This window comes from Spirosoma aureum, from assembly GCF_011604685.1.
GTDB lineage: Bacteria > Bacteroidota > Bacteroidia > Cytophagales > Spirosomataceae > Spirosoma > Spirosoma aureum.
Genome location: NZ_CP050063.1, coordinates 8,862,618 through 8,884,667, shown reverse-complemented (window position 1 = coordinate 8,884,667; position 22,050 = coordinate 8,862,618). Strand labels below are relative to the sequence as shown.

The 22,050-nt window shown below is 46.5% G+C and carries 22 protein-coding genes; 9 read left to right on the top strand and 13 right to left on the bottom strand.

The genetic code is table 11. From position 1 onward, the window contains the following. The first annotated feature begins 1 nt into the window (after position 1). From G8759_RS35575 to G8759_RS35550, 6 genes are all read left to right on the top strand, one after another. The gene (locus G8759_RS35575) at positions 2-283 is read left to right on the top strand and encodes a hypothetical protein (protein WP_167218559.1); all 282 of its coding nucleotides are present in this window, start codon (positions 2-4) and stop codon (positions 281-283) included. 79 nt (positions 284-362) lie between these two features. Then, positions 363-605, top strand: a complete 243-nt coding sequence (locus tag G8759_RS36145; RefSeq protein WP_232074078.1) for a hypothetical protein — start codon at positions 363-365, stop codon at positions 603-605. Between the two features lie 146 nt (positions 606-751). Further along, complete coding sequence (locus G8759_RS35565; RefSeq protein WP_162388868.1) at positions 752-1,363, top strand: RNA polymerase sigma factor; 612 nt, start codon at positions 752-754, stop codon at positions 1,361-1,363. Then, complete coding sequence (locus G8759_RS35560) at positions 1,332-2,267, top strand: hypothetical protein (RefSeq protein WP_167218555.1); 936 nt, start codon at positions 1,332-1,334, stop codon at positions 2,265-2,267. Before G8759_RS35565 ends, G8759_RS35560 begins: the two co-directional genes overlap by 32 nt. A 5-nt stretch (positions 2,268-2,272) precedes the next feature. Continuing rightward, positions 2,273-3,271: an outer membrane beta-barrel protein gene (locus G8759_RS35555; protein WP_232074077.1), complete on the top strand. Its 999-nt coding sequence runs from the start codon at positions 2,273-2,275 to the stop codon at positions 3,269-3,271. Next, entirely contained in the window at positions 3,271-4,092 is an 822-nt protein-coding gene (locus G8759_RS35550; protein ID WP_167218552.1) for a Rossmann-fold NAD(P)-binding domain-containing protein, read from the top strand. Before G8759_RS35555 ends, G8759_RS35550 begins: the two co-directional genes overlap by 1 nt. 91 nt (positions 4,093-4,183) lie before the next feature. Here the strand turns inward: G8759_RS35550 and G8759_RS35545 are convergent, their stop codons facing one another. Then, the gene (locus G8759_RS35545) at positions 4,184-5,329 is read right to left on the bottom strand and encodes a glycosyltransferase family protein (RefSeq protein WP_167218551.1); all 1,146 of its coding nucleotides are present in this window, start codon (positions 5,327-5,329) and stop codon (positions 4,184-4,186) included. A 10-nt stretch (positions 5,330-5,339) separates the two neighbouring features. After that, the gene (locus tag G8759_RS35540; RefSeq protein ID WP_167218549.1) at positions 5,340-6,167 is read right to left on the bottom strand and encodes a UDP-2,3-diacylglucosamine diphosphatase; all 828 of its coding nucleotides are present in this window, start codon (positions 6,165-6,167) and stop codon (positions 5,340-5,342) included. A gap of 112 nt (positions 6,168-6,279) precedes the next feature. On the opposite strand from G8759_RS35540, the gene G8759_RS35535 reads away from it, so the two are divergent. Continuing rightward, positions 6,280-6,912, top strand: coding sequence for an acetyltransferase (locus G8759_RS35535; RefSeq protein WP_167218547.1), 633 nt, complete (start codon positions 6,280-6,282; stop codon positions 6,910-6,912). A gap of 54 nt (positions 6,913-6,966) precedes the next feature. Here G8759_RS35535 and fcl read toward each other — a convergent pair whose 3' ends face one another. After that, positions 6,967-7,908 (bottom strand): GDP-L-fucose synthase, encoded by a 942-nt coding sequence (fcl, locus tag G8759_RS35530; RefSeq protein ID WP_167218545.1) that lies wholly within the window; start codon positions 7,906-7,908, stop codon positions 6,967-6,969. A gap of 115 nt (positions 7,909-8,023) precedes the next feature. Here fcl and G8759_RS35525 point away from each other — a divergent pair, with 115 nt between their 5' ends. Next, positions 8,024-9,055 (top strand): toxin-antitoxin system YwqK family antitoxin, encoded by a 1,032-nt coding sequence (locus G8759_RS35525; RefSeq protein WP_232074076.1) that lies wholly within the window; start codon positions 8,024-8,026, stop codon positions 9,053-9,055. 13 nt (positions 9,056-9,068) lie between these two features. On the opposite strand, the gene G8759_RS35520 is transcribed toward G8759_RS35525, so the two are convergent. The 3 genes from G8759_RS35520 to G8759_RS35510 form a co-directional block, all read right to left on the bottom strand. Then, complete coding sequence (locus G8759_RS35520) at positions 9,069-9,872, bottom strand: tetratricopeptide repeat protein (protein WP_167218543.1); 804 nt, start codon at positions 9,870-9,872, stop codon at positions 9,069-9,071. A gap of 69 nt (positions 9,873-9,941) precedes the next feature. Next, positions 9,942-11,357, bottom strand: a complete 1,416-nt coding sequence (locus G8759_RS35515; RefSeq protein WP_167218541.1) for a DEAD/DEAH box helicase — start codon at positions 11,355-11,357, stop codon at positions 9,942-9,944. Positions 11,358-11,475: 118 nt separating this feature from the next. Then, positions 11,476-12,357: a fructosamine kinase family protein gene (locus G8759_RS35510; protein WP_167218539.1), complete on the bottom strand. Its 882-nt coding sequence runs from the start codon at positions 12,355-12,357 to the stop codon at positions 11,476-11,478. A 122-nt stretch (positions 12,358-12,479) separates the two neighbouring features. Between G8759_RS35510 and G8759_RS35505 the strand changes: the two genes are divergently transcribed. After that, the gene (locus G8759_RS35505; protein ID WP_167218537.1) at positions 12,480-13,673 is read left to right on the top strand and encodes an anhydro-N-acetylmuramic acid kinase; all 1,194 of its coding nucleotides are present in this window, start codon (positions 12,480-12,482) and stop codon (positions 13,671-13,673) included. Between the two features lie 241 nt (positions 13,674-13,914). Here the strand turns inward: G8759_RS35505 and G8759_RS35500 are convergent, their stop codons facing one another. From G8759_RS35500 to nuoH, 7 genes are all read right to left on the bottom strand, one after another. Further along, entirely contained in the window at positions 13,915-15,039 is a 1,125-nt protein-coding gene (locus tag G8759_RS35500; RefSeq protein ID WP_167218535.1) for a Gfo/Idh/MocA family protein, read from the bottom strand. 127 nt (positions 15,040-15,166) lie between these two features. Continuing rightward, the gene (locus G8759_RS35495; RefSeq protein ID WP_167218533.1) at positions 15,167-16,981 is read right to left on the bottom strand and encodes an acyl-CoA dehydrogenase family protein; all 1,815 of its coding nucleotides are present in this window, start codon (positions 16,979-16,981) and stop codon (positions 15,167-15,169) included. Between the two features lie 187 nt (positions 16,982-17,168). Next, the gene (locus G8759_RS35490) at positions 17,169-18,347 is read right to left on the bottom strand and encodes an acetyl-CoA C-acyltransferase (protein ID WP_167218531.1); all 1,179 of its coding nucleotides are present in this window, start codon (positions 18,345-18,347) and stop codon (positions 17,169-17,171) included. 231 nt (positions 18,348-18,578) lie between these two features. After that, positions 18,579-19,448 carry an alpha/beta hydrolase family esterase gene (locus G8759_RS35485; protein ID WP_167218529.1) on the bottom strand — a complete coding sequence of 290 codons (870 nt, stop codon included), beginning with the start codon at positions 19,446-19,448 and terminating at the stop codon, positions 18,579-18,581. A gap of 199 nt (positions 19,449-19,647) precedes the next feature. After that, a complete protein-coding gene (locus G8759_RS35480) occupies positions 19,648-20,202 on the bottom strand; it encodes an NADH-quinone oxidoreductase subunit J family protein (protein ID WP_167218527.1) in 555 nt (184 codons plus the stop codon). Between the two features lie 38 nt (positions 20,203-20,240). Further along, the gene (locus tag G8759_RS35475; protein ID WP_167218525.1) at positions 20,241-20,807 is read right to left on the bottom strand and encodes a NuoI/complex I 23 kDa subunit family protein; all 567 of its coding nucleotides are present in this window, start codon (positions 20,805-20,807) and stop codon (positions 20,241-20,243) included. Positions 20,808-20,881: 74 nt separating this feature from the next. After that, positions 20,882-22,048, bottom strand: coding sequence for an NADH-quinone oxidoreductase subunit NuoH (nuoH, locus tag G8759_RS35470; protein WP_167218523.1), 1,167 nt, complete (start codon positions 22,046-22,048; stop codon positions 20,882-20,884). Positions 22,049-22,050: the final 2 nt, after the last annotated feature.

Sequence of the window (22,050 nt, the reverse complement as noted above, 5' to 3'; positions counted from 1 at the left end):
TATGAGAAGTTGGAAAGTGTGGTTAATTCTGATTATTCTGGTTGCTGTTACGCCAGATTTGATGGCACAGTGTGCCATGTGTCGTGGAACGGTCGAAAGCACGGTAAGCAACGGCCGTAGTGTCGTTGCTTCGGAGTTGAATTTTGGTATTTTATATCTGTTAATGGTTCCCTACCTCATTGTTGCGTCAATCGGCTACTTGTGGTATCGAAATAGTAAACGGGAGCATGAAAGACGTCTCGAAATTACAGGCCGCGTTAAACGGGCTTTGTCCCAGATGTAGACAAGGGAAAATTTTTAAAAGACCCTTCTACTCGCCAAGAGGCTTCGACGAGATGTATGAGCATTGTCCGCACTGCGGCTTGCGCTACGAAGTTGAACCGGGTTATTTTATTGGAGCCATGTATGTAAGCTACGCCATATCGGGTGGAGTTGCTTTAGTCATTGGGTTTATGCTATTCTATTTTGCCGGTGATCCCGAAGGATGGGTTTACGCGGCAGTTGTGGCTCCGATTATGGTGCTGATTGCACCGATCAACTTCCGAATATCACGCGTTATCTGGTTGCATTATGTAGCGGGAATAAAATATGTAAAAGGGCTATAATAAGCGTTTTTAGCATTAACAAAGAGGCACAAAACTTGCAGAAGGGAATTCAAACTGTAAGTTTTGTGCCTCTTTGTTAATTTTTTTTAGTAGCCATGCAACCTGCTCTACACTATCTTGCATCTTGCCAGTGAACCTAAACAAATATGCTCCGACTTATACCGTTTTTTACGACCGAATCGCAGCTGATTGCTGCCTTGAAGCGTGGCGAAGGCCGTGCTCACAAGGTCGTTTATGAACGGTTTGCGGGTAAAATGCTGGCAGTATGCACACGCTACTGCGCTAACCGTGATGACGCCGAAGAAGTTATGTTGGATGGGTTTATGCGTGTGTTTGAAAAGATCAGCCAGTTTCGGGAGGATGGTAGTTTCGAGGGTTGGATTCGGCGAATCATGGTGACTGAATCGCTGATGTTTCTTCGGAAGAACAAACAATGGCGACAGGAGATACCCATTGAAGAGGTAACCGTCGAGCCTGACTATGAGTGGGCCGATACGGCTCTCAATGAAAATGAATTGCTGCGTATGGTCAATCAACTACCCGATGGCTACCGGACAATTTTTAACCTGTATGCGATTGAAGGGTATGCACATGCTGAAATTGCCGAGATGCTAGGCATTTCGGAGGGAACGTCGAAATCACAGTTAAGCCGTGCCCGAACTATGTTGCAAGCGAATTTACGAAAACTGGAACAGGAACCGGGACGCCGGGGACAGACCGAACACTATGAAAAAACATACCGAAAAGCCTCCAATTGATGACCTGTTTGCCCGTAAATTGGGTAATATGTCATTGTCGCCTGGCTCTGATGGCTTTGCGCGGCTACAGGCACGGTTGGGGCAACAAAAGCCGGAAGCTAAAGTCGTATTCTGGCGAAATCCTGCTGTTTATGGCTATACGGCTGCTGCAGCCTGTTTGTTATTGGTATGCTTATTCGGCTGGCTTTATTGGCCATCAGGCAATGCAACGAAAGTAGGCGGGGCCGAAGTTGCCACGAATAAACCAGTTAAGGAACGTAAGAATAGGCAATCGATGCCCGTAAAGGCCGGGCATTCGGAGAAGGCAATGCCTAATGCAACTGTAGAGGAGCCATCCACGATTGACAAGGTGAGTCAATCAACCGATACGGAGCAGCACTTTGCAGCTCATTCTGTTAAGAGTAGCAGCGTAGAGAAAGCTCAAAGTAGCCGTAAGGTTATGTCGGATAAAGTCGACGCTGAAATCGCGAAAACAGCAACAAACGAATCAGTTTTGGCGCAGGTCAAACCCGTTGACAATAAAGCGAAAGAAGAAAATGTTACGATAAGTTCTGTTGCATCAGCGCAGCCAACGCTTACCGATCAACCAGTCATCGCTGCTGTAAAAACAGTACCAACGTCAGAACGTGGTCTGGTCGTTACGATTGCTGAACCTGAAGCACTGGTTGCGGCTCGTGAGGCTGCAAAATCGGCTATAGAGGAGAAAGCGAAAGCGGTGGTAGCTACCAATGATAAGCCTGAAAAGGAAAATAAAGCAGGCCATCTGTGGCAGCAGGTAAAACGGTTTAAACAGGGTGAAGTCTTTGCCAGAGGTGATAATGGCGATAATGAAAGCGGTCTGCTTGGCCGGGCCTATAGCGGTCTGAAACATAGTATTGAAAAAGATAAATCAGCGAAACAATGAAAAGTATGCTGAGACTGATTGCTTCGGCAATTTTACTTATAGCATCGTATAGTGTTCAGGCAGCCCCCGAACACCTGGCCGATTCGCTGGTAATCCGGTTTGCTAACCGTACCCGACTCGTCATTTATGCGCCGGATAAAGCCTCAATACAGGCACTATCCAGCTATGATCTTAATAAGATTGTCCGTGAGATGAGCATGAAGCTCGATTCTGTGCCGGGTGGAGAAACGGCGATTTCTCAGGACGGTGGTCGGTATTTGAAGGATACTGTATTGGTAGTTACGAAGAAGAAAGATGGCGTATCGATTGTAATAAATACCAGCGATACGACCCAATCTGATTCCTTACGAAATCGCCGGGATTATAAACGGTCGACAGTCAGGCGGGGTATCAACTCATGGTCGCGGGGCATCGATTTTCAGATTGGCCTCAATACGTTTCTAAATCAGTCTGCGGTTGCTGCTTACCCAAGTGATTTATATTCGTTAAAGCCGTTGGGTTCACGGTACTTTGCCGTTGCTTTTTCACAGCGACCAACATTGATAAATGGTAAGCGGGCAAAGTTTAGCCTGTACTATGCGCTTGAAGCGTCCTGGAACAACTATATGTTTGAAAATAATGTGGTAGCTCAGAAGGGGACAGCGCAGGTTGAATTCAACCAATATCCAGAGCAACTGAAAAAAAGCAAGCTAACAACTTTTGCTCTGCAACTGCCGGTTGTGCCCCGTATAAGCTTCTATAACGGATCAGGTCGTAAGGTTTTTCATCTGGGTGTGGGTGGATTTATTGGTTACCGACTGGATAGCTATACAAAGATCAAGCGCCAGAGCAACGACAAAGAGCATGAACATTCCAATTTTTACCTGAATGATTTTCGCTACGGTTTAGTTGGGCATATAGGTATTGTGCGCACGAGTCTATTTGTTAAATATGACCTAAATCCGGTTTTCCAGGAAGGGAAAGGTCCAGACGTGCGCACATTGAGCTTTGGCATAACGTTTTAATGAATCAGGAAACGGTTTCGATAATTGGCTGTGGATGGATAGGGTTGCCTCTGGCTGAGCGACTGGTAAGTGCAGGTCACCGCGTAAAAGGAAGCACTACATCTGCTGAAAAGGCAGTTTTATTGCGCCGGAAAGGAATAGATGCGAGTCAATTGCAGCTAAATCCTGAGCCAGTTGGCAACCTTTCCACATTGCTGCAGGCAGATACACTCCTTATTGATATACCGCCCAAGGCGGCACGAATGGGTGATGACTTTCACCCAAAGCAGATACGTTATCTGGTGGATAGCATTCGGCAATCGTCAATAAACCATGTTATTTATGTAAGCTCAACGTCTGTTTACCCTGAGTTGAACCGGGTTGTCACGGAAACCGATGTAACAGAACCCGAACAATCGTCGGCTCCAGCTTTAGTTATGGCTGAACTGTTGGTACAGGAACTTGAACCAGATCGGTCCGTAACGATTCTCCGATGTGGAGGATTGATGGGCTATGATCGAATTCCTGGTAAATATATTGCCGGAAAAACGGTAGATAGTGGGGCCGTTCCGGTTAATTACCTGCACCGTGACGATGCAGTTGGTATCTTAAACGCGTTAATTCTGCAAAAAAACACTGGGATTTTTAACGCCGTCGCTCCAATACATCCTACACGCGAGGCAATCTACCGCAAAAGTTGCGCAGATTTTGGGTATGATCTGCCAACGTTTGTTGAGCCTGAAAAACCGGTCGATTACAAAATTATCAGCCCGGACAAATTGCTGAACGCTATAGAATATCCCTTCCTTTATCCAGACCCTTTGTTATTTCTGTATAAGTAGGCCTTTCGCCAGGAGCCGTGCCATGGTTATCACATTAGTAGCAGTAACCGTGGCACGGCTCCTGGCGAAAGGCCTGATAAGGCATGAGCGGTTATGACCGTAAAATATGCCTGACCCGCGTCCGGAAGAACCCTCCGTGCGATTTGCGTTTAGGTGCTATAGCCCGGTTCAATGCCGCTAGAAATAGAAAATAGCCTTGCGCGTGCCACGCCCGAAAACGCTCACTGACCTGAGCATCATAACGGGGCAAATAATCTAATAACTGGTCGAGGTCAAATCGGTCAGAAGCAATGCCAACACCTGCCCGCTGTCCATCGATTGCGTTACAGGACTGCTCGAAATGATTTGGTTGAGGAATCATAAGTGCGGGCTTACCCAGGTAAGCCGCTTCACATACTGACTCAAAACCTGCTGTTGTCACAATGGCCTTACAGCGCGACATAAAATCCAGAAACCGTTTTCCGTCAATTGCATGGTAGGTTAATGTATCATCAATCACTTCGTCAGGAACGGTCACACCCGAATGAAAGCCGTCCATCCTGACTTCAGGATGTTGCTGATGTGCTTTCATCAGTTCAACTTTCAAACCGGGCTGTGTTACATAGGCCAATAAAAAATCGCCCGTTGATGGCTTCATATCCGTGATTTCCTGGCGGAGCAGTGGCGGAACAACGCGAATACGCTGGCTCGGTTCATCGGCCTGTTTATCGAACGATAACGCTAGTAATTCATGCGCTCTGAAACAGGTTAGTCGAGTGTTTAATTTGAACGCCTGCCGGTAGAACCACTGACCTTTTGGCCGCTGAAAATTGGAATGGAAAGCGAAGTACTGATGAGCAATACAAATCATCGGCACCGAGGGGCGAAGGAATGCATAGGTTAAGCCTCCCAGCATTTCATAGAAATTGACAACTACGTCTGGTCGTTGTGTTTCAATCGTATCCCGGACCTGCTTTAGGCTACGCCAGAAAGGGCGGGCATACCGAATTGCCTGAATTGTTGTCTTACCGGGTTCGAGTTCATTCGTACCCGCATTATAAACCAGCCCAGGACTGAATATTGGTGTGATTGGTGCCGTAAATTTATCACTAAAAAACGCTGGAACACCTCTTTCGGCTGTGACGCCCACGAGCGCTCCTATGACTTCATGGCCGGCTATATTCAGGATCTGTGCCAGTGATAATGCCTGGGTTAAATGGCCTCGTCCTTCTCCCTGTACTAAAAATAAAACGCGCATGAGTATGATGTTAATCGGCCTGAACACTCAGTACTGGATCAATTCTTGTTTTGGCGCCATTCGTAAGAGTCTTTTCTTCTTCGTCTTCATCCACATCCGACGTGTAGTAGAGTAAGCTCCAGTTACCATCGTGATCTTCAACGAGGGCGCTAAGGGATTCGACCCAGTCGCCGGAGTTCATATAAATGATACCATCGAAGTTGTGGATGGCTGGCTGGTGAATGTGTCCGCAGATAATGCCATCGCAGTTTCGGGCCCGAGCTAATTCGGTGAGTTTTTGTTCGTAATCGGAGATATAGCTGACAGCCTGTTTAATTCGTCCTTTAATCTGTTGGGAAAGAGAGTAATACGGCAAGCCACGCCAGGAGCGATATTGATTATAAAATTTATTGACCCAAAGCAAAAATGTATAGCCCAGATCGCCCAGATAAGCCAGCCATTTCATTTGCGACGTAATGGAGTCAAAAACATCACCATGAGTGACGTAAAACTTTTTGGTTCCGGAAGCGAGCGTGTAATCTTTGCGTATCGAAAAATTCTTACCCACTTTAAGCGGCATTATCTGGTCCAGAAAGTCGTCATGATTACCGCGTAGATAAATGACTTTTGTATCGTAGTGAACGATTTGCTTTAAAACCGTTTTAAAAAAAGCAGTATGTTTCTTTTTCCAGGTACCATACTGTTTCAGTTGCCAGCCATCAATGATATCACCATTGAGAATAAGCTTCTGACAGGAGTAATTTCGCAGAAATTCGGTAGCCTCTTTAGCTTTCGATCCAGCGGTGCCAAGATGAATGTCAGAGAGCACGATTGTGCGAAACTGCGTACTTGATTTCATGGACGAATTTACCTTTCATGTATGAAGTAAGATTTATCCAAATGTTACCAAATTGCCAACATTAATGTCCTTATTGGATAGTTCTTTACATTGACTTAATACAATACGATAAATGGAGAATCCAGTGCTTATTTTCGGAGCCGGGAGCCTAGGCCTGACCGCTTTAGATCTATTCCAGCGTAATAACGTGGTCGTATACGGCCTTCTGGATGACAATAAAGAATTGCATGGCAAAGAATTCGGAGAAGTCTCTGTATTAGGCGAAACCGACGACGATGGCTTTCTAAAGCTTATTGGTCAGAAATGCGAAGCGTTCGTTGCGATTGGTGACGGACGTGTTCGTAAACGGCTAGTCAAGATGCTGAACGAACGGCGTAAGGTTCAGCCTGTTAATGCCATTCATGAAAGTGCAGTTGTATCACGAATGGCAACAATTGGTCACGGAAACCTGATTGCTGCCCGAGCTGTCGTAAACCCATTTGCCAGCGTTGGCCAGCATTGTATCATTCAATCGGGGGCCGTTATCGAGAGCCAGGCTAAACTTGGCGACTACGTTCAGGTTGGAACGGGAAGTATAATAAACAGCGGTGTGATCGTTGAAGAAGGGGCTTTTATTGGCACAGGAGCGACGATCATTGCCGGGGTGACCATCGGGAAGAATGCCCGCATTGGAGCGGGCTCAGTGGTCGTAGAGAACGTTGGGGCCAACACGACCGTATTCGGTAATCCGGCCAGCAAGCTGTAGCAATACTTAGTAGCCGGTTTGAGACATCAGACCGGCTACTAAATATAAATTAGTCTACTCGACGTACAGAACCTCGTTCGCCAGAAAATCCTGATAGGTACGCTCTATTCCTTCGCGAAGCTCGGTTGTATGTTTCCAGCCCATCGCGTGAAGCCGCGAAACATCCATGAGTTTACGTGGAGTGCCATCCGGTTTATCAGTATTCCAGCGTAACTCGCCTTCAAAGCCAACCGTTTCTTTGACCATTTCGGCCAGTTCACGGATGGTTACGTCTTCGCCCGTACCTATGTTCACAAACAGCTCATCGTTATAATGCTCCATCAGGTAAAAGCAAGCGTCGGCAAGGTCATCGGCATGGAGGAATTCACGTTTTGGTGAGCCTGTACCCCAAACTTCGACCGATGGCTGATCATTGATTTTGGCTTCATGGAACTTACGAATCAGAGCTGGCAATACGTGCGATCCCTGTAAGTCGTAGTTATCATTGGGGCCATATAAATTTGTTGGCATAGCTGAAATAAAATTACAGCCATACTGACTTCTGTAAGCTTCACAGAGTTTAATACCTGTAATTTTGGCGATGGCATAAGGTTCATTGGTCGGTTCCAGAAAACCGCTCAGCAAATACTCTTCTTTGAGTGGTTGCGGAGCCATTTTGGGGTAGATACACGACGAACCCAGAAATAGCAACTTGGTAACCCCTGTTTCGTAGGCACTATGAATAATGTTCGACTCAATTAACAGGTTATCGTAAAGAAACTCAGCACGATAAATGTTATTGGCCATAATGCCCCCAACTTTGGCAGCTGCCAGAAACACGAAATCGGGCTTTTCTTCGGCGAAAAAACTGGCTACAGCCGCCTGATTTCGTAGATCTAATTGAGATGACGTGCGGGTAATTATATTTTCATACCCTTCGGCATGTAACTTGCGAACAATAGCTGAACCGACCATCCCCCGGTGTCCGGCAACGTAAATGCGAGCCTTTTTTTCCACGATCTTTGTTTATATACGAATGCCGGATAGTCCGGTAATGGATTTACAAAATAATACTATATAACCAAGCGTTGCAAACTTAACAAACTTAAGGCATCAATCGTTTGTCCTGATTATGTTCGTTTTATTATTTAAACGTTTTCTTGTTGTTGTCTTATTTTTTAAAATAGGAACATCGTTTGCGCAGGTTCAAACTTCGCAACCGGCTTCACTGACAACGGCTGCGAAACCAGTACTGGCTCCTTCAGGATCGCCAGGTACGTCGTTTTCGTCAGTCACTTCATCACTTGGCCTGCCATCCATGTCGGCGCTCAAAGAGAAGAAAGAAGAATATCTATCTAAACTGAAGGGTGATAAAGAAGCACTGGTTTCTGATGCCATGCCTGACCTTGGCTTAAAAATAAAACAGTTAAAGAAGCTAAAGTCGGAGAAAAAAGACAAGAAAAAGGTATCGAAAAATGAATATGAAGGCTTAACCATGATTAAAGCCTATACTAAAATCGGGAGTGGCGACCGGACTATTGTTGAGGAGTTTCACATACTGAAAGATAATGATGCTGCCAAACCGCTGCCCTATGTGCGCGATGTATACCGCTATTATCAGCGGAGTGGCCGGGTTTCGAGCTCAATAATAAAGGATGAAGGCAACGGGTTGTTATTGCATGGCCCCTATAAGCGATACCAGAACGGCGATTTGATAGAAGAGGGTTACTATTATGCTGGCATGAAAAACGGCCGATGGGAAAAATATGATTCCCACTTTATGCTTACTGATAAAAGTCACTGGGACAAAGGCATTCCTGCTGAATCGAGAATAACATTTTACGACTCGACTCACAGGAAGGTGAAAGAAATTATACCCGTCGAGTATGGTAAAATTAAGGGCACCTACATGGCTTTTCACGAGAACGGGTTACTCGCTGAAGAAGGCAAATATGACAACGGTGTAAAAATTGGCCGCTGGACGGAGTTTTATCCAATTAGTCCAAGCGGACGCCGAATGCGCAAAAAGCTTTCTCAATATGCCAGCGATCAGTGGGATACTGATTTTGAGCCGTATACAATCAGCGAGTGGGACGAAAAAGGGAAAGTAACCTTCGAGCGTGCCAAGGAAAAAGTAATCCAGGAAGAAGAAACGGAAAATTAGGGGCGGGTAATTGCTACTTAAATACGCCTTTTGGGTCAGGACGTTTGGTCAGCAGTTCGTTTAAAAAATTAAGATCCAGCACAGAAAGATCAAGACTACGTGCCTGATGAAAATATTCCCAGGCCTTTTCGTAATCGGCTTTCAGGAAGTTCACTAAAGAAAGCTTCTGGAAAGATACCGCATTGGCCGGCCCGATCGCCAGTGATTTTTGCAGATTCTGTTCAGCTTCCATCAGAACATCCTGTTCAGCTTTTTCCTGAAACTGTTTAATCTGCACAGTTGCCAGGTCGGTCATCAGCACTGTATTCGTATCTTCTACAGCTAAGCCTTTCTTAAGCATTCGAATGGCATCAGTGAGATTTTCCTTCTGATAGCAGACGACACCCAGTCCCCAATAGGCATCCGCATTTCGGTCATTGAGCAACCAGGACAAATTGAAGCGATGGGCAGCCGTATCCAGTTGACCACTGGTGATGTAGTCCCAGCCACGGGCAGCAAAAAAATCACTGGCTTCGGACCGACTGGCAAAATTTCGGTCACAATCGTTCAGAAAGTGAATTTCCTGATCGATCTGCACGGCTGTTTTAGCCCGTTCGCCGAAAAGAGGCAACGTATTCACATCGCCAGTTGCTTCTGACGCGGCATTATCCGTAGTAATTTCAGCTTTTGACTGCTGCCGTTCAGTTACAGTTGCTGTGCTGCTTACCGTACGGGCAGTATTGGGCCGCGCCGACGTTATAAGCTGTTTGGGTTGAGCCAACGATATAAATGGCACCATTACCAAACTCCACTGCACCAGATTCATCCGGACGTTCATACTAACTAACACACTGCTGGTATTACGGTAAAACGAATGGGGAATCCAAGTTAGTACATTGTTTTGATACTACCGACGGCCTCCCCGTGCCCCCGGGCGTTTTGTTCCACCAGTTGCCCCCCCTGATTTACGCACCGATGCGCCAGAACGTGGCCCTGCGGCTCGTGATGCGGGTTTCTTGGCACCCGTCATTTTAGATTTTGCCTTTAATCGATCTTTTCCACTAGGCGTATTTTTCCCTTTTTTTTCGTGGAAGGCGCCCAAAAAGGTTGGATCTTCTTTCCGACGTTGCTCGTCAATTTCGCGCAACATAGCCTGCTGTTCGTCGAAAGGCGTTTCAACAACCTCAACCAGGCCCGGTAAAGGTTGCCGGGGAATGGTCATACGAATGATCTTTTCAATCTTCTGTATGTGATATTCCTCCGCAATTGTCATAAATGTGATCGCTTCACCGGTATGATTCGCGCGCCCTGTTCGTCCAATTCGGTGAACGTAATCTTCGTAAATAAGTGGAACATCGAAATTAATAACGTGACTTACTTCGATTACATCAATTCCCCTTGAAGCCACATCCGTGGCAACCAGCACCTGAATATTTCCTTCTTTGAAGGCCTCCATCGAATTAATTCGTGTATTCTGGCCCTTGTTAGCGTGAATGACCCGAATCTTATCAGTTTCGACCACTTTCCGTGCCAGAAACTTATAAATATTTTCAGCGGTAGTTTTTGAGCGGGCGAAGATGATAACCCGTTGAAAAGCATCTTTATTGATCAGATAATCAAGCAGGTTGATCTTCGTCCGGAAGTTTGGCACTTCATAGAGTACCTGATTCACCATTTCGGCCGTTGAAGCCTGAGGTGTTACTTCTATCTTGATCGGAGCTTCCAGAAATTCTGACGAAAGCCGTTCTACGCGCCCGCCGAATGTAGCTGAAAATAAGAGGTTTTGGCGCTTTGTTGGTATCACTTCGAGAATGGATCGAATTTGGGGCATAAAGCCCATATCCATCATCTTGTCAGCTTCATCGAGAATCATTGTCCGAATATCTTTCGTGACAATTTCGCCCATTCGGTACAGGTCCATAAAGCGACCAGGAGTTGCTACAAGCAAATCGACCCCTTTGCGAAGGGTCTCAATCTGCGTTTTAGGGCCAAGCCCGCCATACAAAGCAAGGTGCCGCAAGTCAGTGTACTTTCCCAATTCGCTTACTGCTTCGTTGATCTGCATCACGAGTTCGCGGGTAGGGGCCAGAATGAGCGCACGCGGAACTGTACCTTGTGCGTATTTTATTTTCATGAGCAGGGGTAACAGGTAAGCTGCTGTTTTGCCGGTACCCGTCTGCGCAATGCCCAGTACATCATGATTGCCCAAACTCAGCGGAATGGTCTTCTGCTGAATGGGTGTTGGTTCTGTATAACCGAGATCGGCAATCGCATTGAGCAACTGTCGGTTAAGCTCAAATTGCTCGAAAGACGTAATTTCCATGTAGTATAGCCAACAGCAAGGTGCTATCGGTGTTATGATCGCCAAACTAGTGAATGACGACTGTGTAGTTAACCAGCGCCTAGAGGCCACTGGTGCGGAGACATGCAATTGAGTAAGTTTAAAACTGATTTAACACACGCTCCACACCGCTAACGTATCCGGAGCCAAACAGATTCACATGGACCAGCAATGGATAAAGATTATAGATAGCCACCCGGTCATTGAAACCGTCCAAAAGTGGGAAAGCCTCGTCATATGCTTCGTAGAAGCGTTGGGCAAATCCGCCAAATAATTTAGTAAAAGCCAACTCGGCTTCGCGGAAACCATAGTAGACCGATGGGTCAATTAATGCGGGTTGACCGGCCTCGGTCACCATCACATTTCCCGACCATAAATCGCCATGAAGGAGGGCAGGGCGCTCATTAGGAATTAATTCGGGCAAACGAGCCTGCAATCGAAATAGAGCGTCGTAGGCCGTTTTTGATAGTAAGCCTTTATACAGCGCCAGACCGGCCTGAGGGAGCAAGCGTTGCTCAAAAAAGAAATCGGCCCCATTAACCGTAAGTGTGTTGGTCTGGGGTAGTGAGCCAATGTAGTTACTGAAATTTAAGCCGAATTTGGTTTGTGTATGAGAATGCATCACCGCCAATGCCTGACCCAGCGATTCCCAATAATTTTTAGCGGGTGAGCCTGGATCGATGTATTCAAGAATCAGGTACGATTTATCGAGCTGTTGACCATACCCAATTACCTGCGGTATGTGCAGGGCGTCGGTTTGGCGGAGTAAATCAAGACCACGGGCTTCAGTTTCGAACATATCCTGCTGGTCGGTATGATTCCATTTAATGAAAAAAACACCTTCCGAAGAAAATACCTGCGCAGCCGTGTTGATATCACCCCCAGACAAAAATTGGGTTTCTATGACCTCTACCGGCTGGCCAAGCGCCGAAAACAGAATGCTTTCAAAAAAGGAAAATTGTTCGTCACCCCAGAAATTCATGCTTACTTTCGGTTTCCGGTTAATGGTTTTCGGATTTTCGCTGTAATCAGTAAAAAAACTGGTACGCTACAAGATCCGGGCAATTACAACCATAAACTATAGATTATAAATCACAAACTTGTATGAACCCGCAGATTCAACATCTCTATGATATTGCTACAAAACCCGAACGTCGGATTATTGGTTTAATGTCTGGTACTTCGCTCGACGGACTCGATATTGCTCTGTGCCGAATTTCAGGTAGTGGACCCGCTACAGCAGTTGTGCTCGACCGTTTTACGACCATACCCTATAACGACGATTTTAAAGAGGAGATTCGAACCATCTTTGCCAAACGTGAAATTGACTTCGAGCGGTTGTGTTTATTGAACCCTTATATCGGTCGGCTACACGGCCAACTGATTCTTGATTGCCTGCATGCGTGGGAAATTGAACCAGATGCCGTTGATATCGTCGCCAGTCATGGCCAAACAGTTTATCATGCCCCCAGAAGTCAGCACCGGCATGATAGGTTTCCCAATGCCACGCTTCAGATTGGTGATGGAGACCATATAGCGGCTACTACGGGTATTATCACATTTAGCGACTTTCGACAGAAGCACGTAGCAATGGGCGGAGAAGGAGCGCCATTGGCTGTTTACGGCGATTATTTTATGTTTTCTAAAAAGGGTGAGAACCGAATCCTGCTCAACATGGGCGGTATTGCTAATTTTACCTACCTACCTGCTGATGAGGATGCCAGTAAAGTATTCACGACCGATACAGGGCCTGGTAATACGCTTCTGGATGCCTACGCCCGACGGTTGTTGAATAAGCCATACGATGAAGACGGCCAGCTTGCTGCCAGTGGCAAGGTGAATGATGCTTTACTCAATTCGCTCAAAAATAATCCATTTTTTGACGCACCTTTTCCTAAAACCACTGGTCCGGAAGTCTTCAATGTGGCTTACGTGCAAGAAGCACAGACCAGAAGTCAGACGTCCGATCTGTCATCTGCCGACCTGATGGCAACACTTGTTCAGTTTAGTGCCATCACGATTGGCAGTGCCATCCGACGCGTTATACACGAAGACGAAACGCACATCTATATGAGTGGTGGAGGTATGCATAACCCGATGCTAACCGGAGCGATCCAAAAATTGTTGCCGGGTTGCCAGTTCGACTCGACTAACAAGCTAGGCATCAATGGCGATGCTAAAGAAGCCGTATTGTTTGCCGTACTGGCGAATGAGAGTCTTGCTGGGGGGACAACCTCCTTTGGCGACCGGCAGGGCGTGCCAACCGTGTCGATGGGGAAAGTAAGTTTTCCGAGGTGAATTCGTCTGTCAAGCAGGTGATCCAGTGACGTAGCATTGGTTTCTAAAAACCGACACGGTGAGGACGAAAACGGGCAATACGAATCCACCATGGCGCGGCTATTTTCATGTTGATTCAGTCCGAGGAAAGCCATTGGATAACCGCACACGGTGGCTCAATAAACACCAAAGCTATCAATAAGGCCGTGTTTACTCTGGCCTTATTGATAGCTTTGGTGTTTATTGATTAATAAGTTGATTACTACGATTTTAATTGAATTTTTCGGCCGGTTTCTGCTGCCTGATAAATGGCCTCTAACAACTTGACATCCCGCAGTCCCTCTTCACCAGTAATGTGATCGGGTAGGTTTTTGCCATCCAGTAAATCTTTACACACACCATCCATATGTGCAGCCTGATGATTGACAACGGGTTGCTCAATGGGGCCTTTACTTGTGCGGCCTTTGAGTGGTCCGTAACCAAACGCAGGGGCTAATTCAAACCATCCTTTTTCGCAGGAAGCGTAAAGCCGTTCCACACCGGCTGCATAGCTGGTTGTCGAATTGGACATTGCCCCACTTGGAAATTGAAACTGCCAGAACATTGCTTCTTCAACATCCTTAAACTTTTGTGGATCCGTTTTAGGCGCAAACTGGGCTGTCACTGAAATTGGTTCCTCACCCGTTACGTAGCGCGCTCCTTGTATGGCGTAGATGCCTACATCCATCAGAGGACCACCACCAGCCATACTTTTCTTTAAACGCCACTGATTGGGGTCACCACTCCGAAAACCATCGCTACTTTCCACGAATTTGACAGGACCAAAAACTTTCTCCTGGCCAAGTCGCATTACTTCTTTTGTAAATGGTTCATAGTGAAGGCGATAACCGATGGCCAGTTGCTTATTTGCCTTTTTACAGGCGTCTATCATGTTCTGACACGCTTTGGGCGTAATGGCCATAGGCTTCTCACAAATGACGTGTTTGCCCGCCTGAGCTGCCCGAACAACAAATTCCTCGTGCATTGAATTAGGCAACACAACATACACGACATCGATGTCTTTGTTGTCGGCGATGCGATCGAATGTTTTATAGTCGTACACATTCGCTTGTGGAATGTTATACTTCTGTTTCCATTCTTCAACTTTTGAAGGAGTACCTGTTACAATACCTGCCAGCCGACAATTTTGGGTTTGCTGCAACGCTGGCGCTAATAGGTTTTTGCTATAATACCCCAGTCCAACTAAGGCAATGCCTAATTTTCTGCCCTGATTTGGTGAATCAGACTGAATCGGATTGCCGAACACATCGGTCAGAGCGGGTAGTGCAAGAGCCGATGCGCCGAGGCCCGCCAGGAAGTTTCTACGCGAAAGGGAGGTTGGTTGCATAACTGAGTTGATTTTATGTAACTCAATTAGAAAAGACACCCTCGAAAGTTATCTACCTAAACAAAAGAACCTCACTTATTTCGAAGTGAGGTTCTTTACCCATCAAATCTGACAGTTGGTTTCCCGATCAGAAAATATATTTGTTCTGGGCAATGATCGCATCGGCAATCTGACGACGGGCATCCTTGAGATTCATCGGCTCGATTTTAGTGAACCGTTTCAATCCCATCAACATTCCACGTAGTTCATCGCCTTCAGCAAAGGAAGTGATCGCTGCTCGTCCGGCATTATTTACTTTCTCGACAGCTTCGTGCAAATAGATCGTTGCCATTTGCTTTTGTAAGGCAACTGCATCTTCACCTTTGATGCCAATGAGCTTTTCAACGCGTAGCAGTACCGATTCGGCCACATAAATTTCGATGGCCATATCGGCAACATTCATCAGAATTTCCTGCTCGTTCGATAGGTTCATCATGAATTTCTGTACGGCAGCACCAGCTACCATGAGGGCTGCTTTTTTCAGATTTCGAAGTACTTTTTTCTCGGCAACGAAAAGTCCTTCTTCTTCCTCCGAGTTGAAATCCGGAATCGACATGATCTCTTTAGCTACAGCCATAGCCGGACCCATTAAATCAAGTTCACCTTTCATGGCACGCTTTAACAGCATGTCAACAACCAGCATCCGGTTAATCTCGTTGGTTCCTTCGAAGATTCGATTGATACGAGCATCGCGGTAGGAGCGATCCATCGGCGCATCGGCTGAATAGCCCATCCCGCCATATACCTGTACTCCTTCATCGACAACGTAGTCGAGTACTTCGGAGCCGTGTACTTTCATGATGGCACATTCGATGGCAAATTGTTCCAGGGCTTTCAACTTAGCCGGACCATCTTCCAGACCCTGACTTTTAAAATCTTCGATCAGGTCATCAATATTCTGTCCGGCACGATAACTGGCTGTCTCGGAAGCATATACTTTCAGTGCCATTTCTGCCAATTTGTGCTTAATAGCCCCAAACTGCGAAATTGGCGTTTTGAATTGCTTCCGCTCGTTTGCGTACCGAATGGCGTGATTAATGACTTCTTTTGAACCACCAACAGCGGCAATTCCCAGTTTAATCCGACCAATATTCAGAATATTTACGGCGATTTTGAAACCGTTACCACGTTCAGATAGCAGGTTTTCAACGGGCACTTTCACATCGTTGAAGAAGATCTGACGGGTGTCAGAACCTTTAATCCCCATCTTGTGCTCCGGTTCATTCATCGTAATGCCTTCATAGGCGCGCTCGACAATAAATGCGGACAGGTTTTTATCGGTTTGGCCACTGCCATCGTCTATTTTGGCGAAAACAATATACAGGTCCGCAAAACCTCCGTTGGTAATCCACATTTTCTGACCGTTCAGCACGTAGAATTTACCGTCTTCAGTCAACGTAGCTTTCATTTTACCCGAATTGGCGTCTGAGCCTGAGTCTGGTTCCGTCAGGCAGTAAGCCGCTTTCCATTCGCCCGTTGCCAGCTTGGGTAAATACTTCGATTTTTGATCGTCGTTGCCGTAGTAAACGATCGGCAAGGTACCAATACCGGTGTGGGCTGATAACGCGACCGAGAACGAATGACCTGCGCCCGTCACTTCGGCTACCAGCATAGACGTGTTAAAGTTCATGCCGAAACCACCAAACTCCTCAGGTACGGATGTTCCGAGTAAGCCCAGTTCACCTGCCTTGTCCATCAGCGATGAAATCAGCTCGGGCGACTTGGCATTATCAATTTCATTCAGGCGAGGCCAGATTTCGCGTTCCAGAAATTCGCGACTGCTGGCGGCAATCATCTGTTGTTCTTCAGTAAATTCTTCAGGAATAAAAACGTGTGCCGCTTCAGTTTCTTTGATCAGAAATTCGCCACCTTTAATGGAGGCTTTGGGTTCTGTCGAAATCATATCGAAAGGAGGTTATTATGCGTGCATACTAATTCTTAAACAAAGAAAATCATTTAAAAAGTAGTATGCAAGCATACTAATAATAATTTGCAAATAGAAATACGCTTAAACGAAAACATCCCGAAAGTTGTGAACTTTCGGGATGTTCATTGGCCAGGTTTCTAGCTATTTAGCGTAATATGACGAGTTAATTCAGGCGCTCGAAAATACCAGCAACCCCTTGTCCTCCGCCTACGCAGGCGGAGACCATACCGTATTTTTGATTGCGACGGCGCATTTCGTTCAGCAATTGCACGGATAGCCGGGCACCTGTCGAACCAAGTGCATGCCCAAGCGCAATGGCTCCGCCGTTCGGATTAATCTTACTTCGGTCCAGGCCTAATTCCTGAATAACTGCCAGAGACTGGGCTGCAAAAGCCTCATTTAGCTCAATCAGCTCAATGTCATCCTGCTTCAGCCCTGCCTTTTGCAAGGCGATCGGGATGGCCGCTACAGGACCAATACCCATAATGCGGGGCTCAACACCGGCCGTGGCATAGGAAACCATTCGGGCAATGGGTTGCAGGTTCAATTCATTGACAAGCCGCTCCGACATAACGATGACAAAAGCTGCTCCGTCTGAAGTCTGCGATGAATTACCCGCCGTTACCGATCCGCCTGCGGTGAAAACAGGTTTCAATCTCGCCAGTCCTTCGGCACTGGTATCCTTGCGTGGCCCTTCGTCCTGAGCAACGGTCCATTCGCGGGTTTTCTTTTTATTGCTTTCTGAGTCGAAATAGGTTTCGCTCACCTTAATTGGAACAATCTCATCCGCAAACTTTCCGTCTTTCTGAGCGGCCAGCGCTTTTTGATGGGATTCAAGGGCGAATTCATCCTGTGCGTCACGGCTAATCTTAAACTGCTGAGCAACCTGCTCGGCCGTTAAACCCATACCAATATAATAGTCAGGATGTGCCTTCGCGATTTCGTAATTCAAGGCTGTTTTCCAGCCCATTACCGGGACAAGTGACATTGACTCAGTACCACCGGCTATGATGCAGTCTGCCAGACCAGCATGAATCTTGGCGGATGCAATAGCGATGGCTTCAAGTCCAGAACCGCAATAGCGATTGATGGTCATACCCGGCACACTGTTTGGCAGCGATAATAAGGCAATATAACGGGCGATCTGCATGCCCTGCTCAGCTTCGGGTACGGCGTTTCCAACGATAAGGTCTTCAACGCGGGCAGGATCAAAATTAGGAACCTGACTGATTAAATGCTTAATGACTTCAGCCGCCAGATCGTCGGGGCGAGTGAAACGGAGACCTCCGCGTGGGGCTTTACTCACGGCAGTACGATATCCGGCTACAATGTATGCGTCCATAAAACAGACTGTTGATTACTGGTTAAGCAGGAAACTCACTGCAATAACTCAATTTTTACGGGAATAATTACAGCCTGAACAAAAATTATTATGCAAGCATACTACCTGATTGACTATAAATTAATGTTGCCGGTTAGACGGTTGGCCTGAACGCACTATTGTTTTCTGCTGCACACATTAGGTGGAGTTTTTTAGAAAATGCACTGGCCTGTTGAACTACGAAAAGTGGCCTCAGGGAATCAGTTGCCGTTTAAAGAAATTCCAGGATTCGAGATAAACATTTATATCGTTGGGGTAGTCATGTTTGCCTCCAAGGACTTTTAGCAGCGTGATTTCGGGTTTGCCCTTTAATTTGTAGGTATACCGCTCAATCGTTTTTCCATCGGCTGGGTCAGTGTCAGGAAGGGTTTCCTTTAGTGGTTTATTCTGATAGCCTGCGAGGGAGGCCCAGTAACTGAACGTGCGGTCGGTGGATCGAACGAGGCCCAGGCTAATCGTTCCGGTAATAACCTCTCCACCATTGTAGGGATTAACTTTGTCGTCGGTGCCGTTGACAATCATGACGGGAATCGGAACTCGTTTCTCGGGGCAATCCAGATTGTTTGTGTCCGGAAGGTTCGCGATCAGCGCGGATATGGCCCGAAACTTTTCGGGCATGGTTAGAGCAAGCTTATAGGCCATATGGCCACCTCCCGATGTGCCTATGGCAAAAATCTGCTTTGCATTGATTTTGTATTTCGCATCGAAATAGGTGATCATTTCTCCGAAGAAAGTATTTTCGTCGATATTCTCCAGGTTAGCCGCCGAATTAGCCGTTTTTCTACATTCATTCCAGTAACGTTTGTAGCCGTCTGGATAGACAAGCAAGAGGTTTTCAGTATCTGATTTTTCCTCCAGTTTGCCGGCTCCTTTTTGAATGCCCAACCCGTCTCCTCCCGAACCATGCAGCACAAAAATTAATGTTGAATTGGGTTTCGGCGGTTTAAGGAAATGGAAGGTTCGATAATGACCTTCTACCAAAATGGAGTCGGTTAGTAGTGGCTTTTGGGCAAATGAAGTACCGATTCCGAAAAGAATAAAAAGGCAGCTGAAGCGAAGCATAGGTTAAAAGTATATAGTGAGCAATTGCCCGGCTTTGAAGTTAAGGAGCTATATGTGGCTATGTACGTTTCAGGAAGTTAAATGATCGAATAATATACTTTTTAAGCACACTTACCTTTCATAAAAATAGCCGCTTTCTAAGCGGCTATTAAAATCAAATTCGATAAATCGTATAAACCCTGAAAGTAGACCTGTAAGGCTAGAAATGTCGGTCGCCTGCTTCGCGCTTGCCCAGCATAACGGCGCCAACCATAGCGACCAGAAACAGGACCGACGCCAATTCGAAGGGCAGAATATAATCGCTATAAAGAAGGTTGCCCAAGTTCTCGACCAGGCCCGTTTTAGCACTAAATGACACCGGATTAACGGTAGGGACCTGTGCGCTTTTAGCCCGGAAAATAGTAATGAGCATCACCATTAGTAAACCGCCTACAACAACGGAAGCCATCTTAGTGAGATTCGTCTTCGATTCTTCGTCATCCTTCCGTAGGTTCAGGAACATGATGGTGAACAGAAACAAGACCATAATCGCACCCGCATACACGATAATGTTGACCGCTGCCAGAAATTGGGCATTCAACAAAATGTAATGGCCTGACAGGCAAAAAAACGTGGCAATCAGTGCCAGAACGCTGTAGATCGGATTCCGAGCTGTTACAACGCCAATTGCACTAAACAGTGTAATGGCTGTCAGAAGCAGGAACAGATAGCCAGTAGGAGTAAGGGCTTTAAAGAAATTTATAAATTCTGTCATAGTTCAGGTGAATGAAGAACGATGGTGGAGATGATTGGCTAGGTAGCAGCCCGCGTCAGGCTAGGTTCTGTTGGCGTGGCTTTCACTTCTGAGTTAGCAACCCGAATATAGCGGTCATCCATCTTTTCGACGAGCCGCTCTTTTCCATAAATCACTTCGTCGCGCTCCTGAAAAACAGGCACCATTCGATCGTGACGGAGGTAAACAGCCTGTTTGGGACACGCTTCTTCGCATAGGCCGCAGAAGATGCAACGTAGCATGTTGATTTCGTAAACAGCTGCGTATTTCTCTTCACGATACAGGTTTTCTTCTCCCTTTTTACGCTCGGCAGCTACCATCGAGATGGCTTCGGCTGGGCAGGCAACGGCGCATAAACCGCAAGCTGTACAGCGTTCACGGCCCTGCTCGTCGCGCTTCAGAATATGATGCCCGCGGTAAACGGGGCCGAGGTATTTTTTTACCTCCGGGTATTGAATCGTCGGCTTTTTCCGGAAAAAGTGACGAATTGTGATGGCCAGTCCACCAACAACGGCAGGCAGATACATCTTCTCCGCCAGCGTCATTTCCTTATTGCTGACTTGTTTGGAGCGATTGGTTAGTTGCATGTTTTGTCCGTTTTCGATTTTCAGTTTTCAGTGATGAACCATCGGCTACACTGAAAACTGAAAACCATAAACTATTAAGACCGTTGTGGAATAACTGCTTGTTTCGGCGCACGGGCAGTAGACATTACTGCCAAAACGATCATCACAATGGCGATAAGCCAGGTTGCATACTTAAAGTTATACAGCAAACCTGCGCCAGTTACGACAACATTCAGGATGGAGAGCGGAATGAATGTCTTCCAGCCCAGGTTCATCAGTTGGTCGTAACGGAACCGTGGTAGTGTCCAGCGAACCCACATGAAAAAGAAGATGAAGAAGAAGATCTTCCCGAAGAAAACAACAAACTGGATTGCCGTTGCCAGGTTATGACCAGCTATAGCTCCCAGTGATTTTTCTAACGCTGATCCTACTTCGTTCATAAATGGATAATGGAAACCACCGAAATAGAGCGCCGAGATGAACGCGGATGAAACGAACATGTTGATGTACTCAGCAAACAGATAAAAGCCAAGTTTCATGGAGCTATATTCAGTATGGTAGCCGCCAACAAGCTCCGTTTCGCACTCGGGCAGGTCGAATGGTGTACGGTTACATTCAGCAAAGGCGCAGGTCAGGAAGATAACAAAGCCGAGTGGCTGGGTAAACACGTTCCACTCGAAGAAACTGGCTTGCTCGGCAACGATCGCCCGAACCGACAATGAACCCGTCATCATCAAAATAGCAATCATCGACAGACCCAGCGCAATCTCGTAGCTAATGTTCTGAGAGGCTGCCCGAATAGCGCCCAATAGCGAAAACTTGTTGTTCGAAGCCCAGCCTCCAACCATAATGCCATAAACACCCAGCGACACGACGCCAAAAATGTACAACACACCAATGTTAATTTCGATGGCTTGTACCGGAATTTCGTAGTTTACTTTATTCCAGGCGAACCTGATACTATCGGCAAATGGAATAACCGAACTCGACATCAGGGCTGTTAACATAGCCAGGCATGGTCCCAGGATAAATAGCCATTTGCTAGCCTGCGATGGAATGAAATCTTCTTTGAAGAACATCTTTCCAGCATCGGCAATTGGCTGAAGCAGGCCCCAGGGTCCCGCACGATTGGGGCCGATGCGGTCTTGCAGAAATGCGGCCACCTTACGCTCGGCGTAAGTGGAGTAGGTCGCAATGAGGAGCGTTATCCCGAAAATAACGAGGATAATGATTCCTTTAACGATTAATATGGTTAGGTCCATTG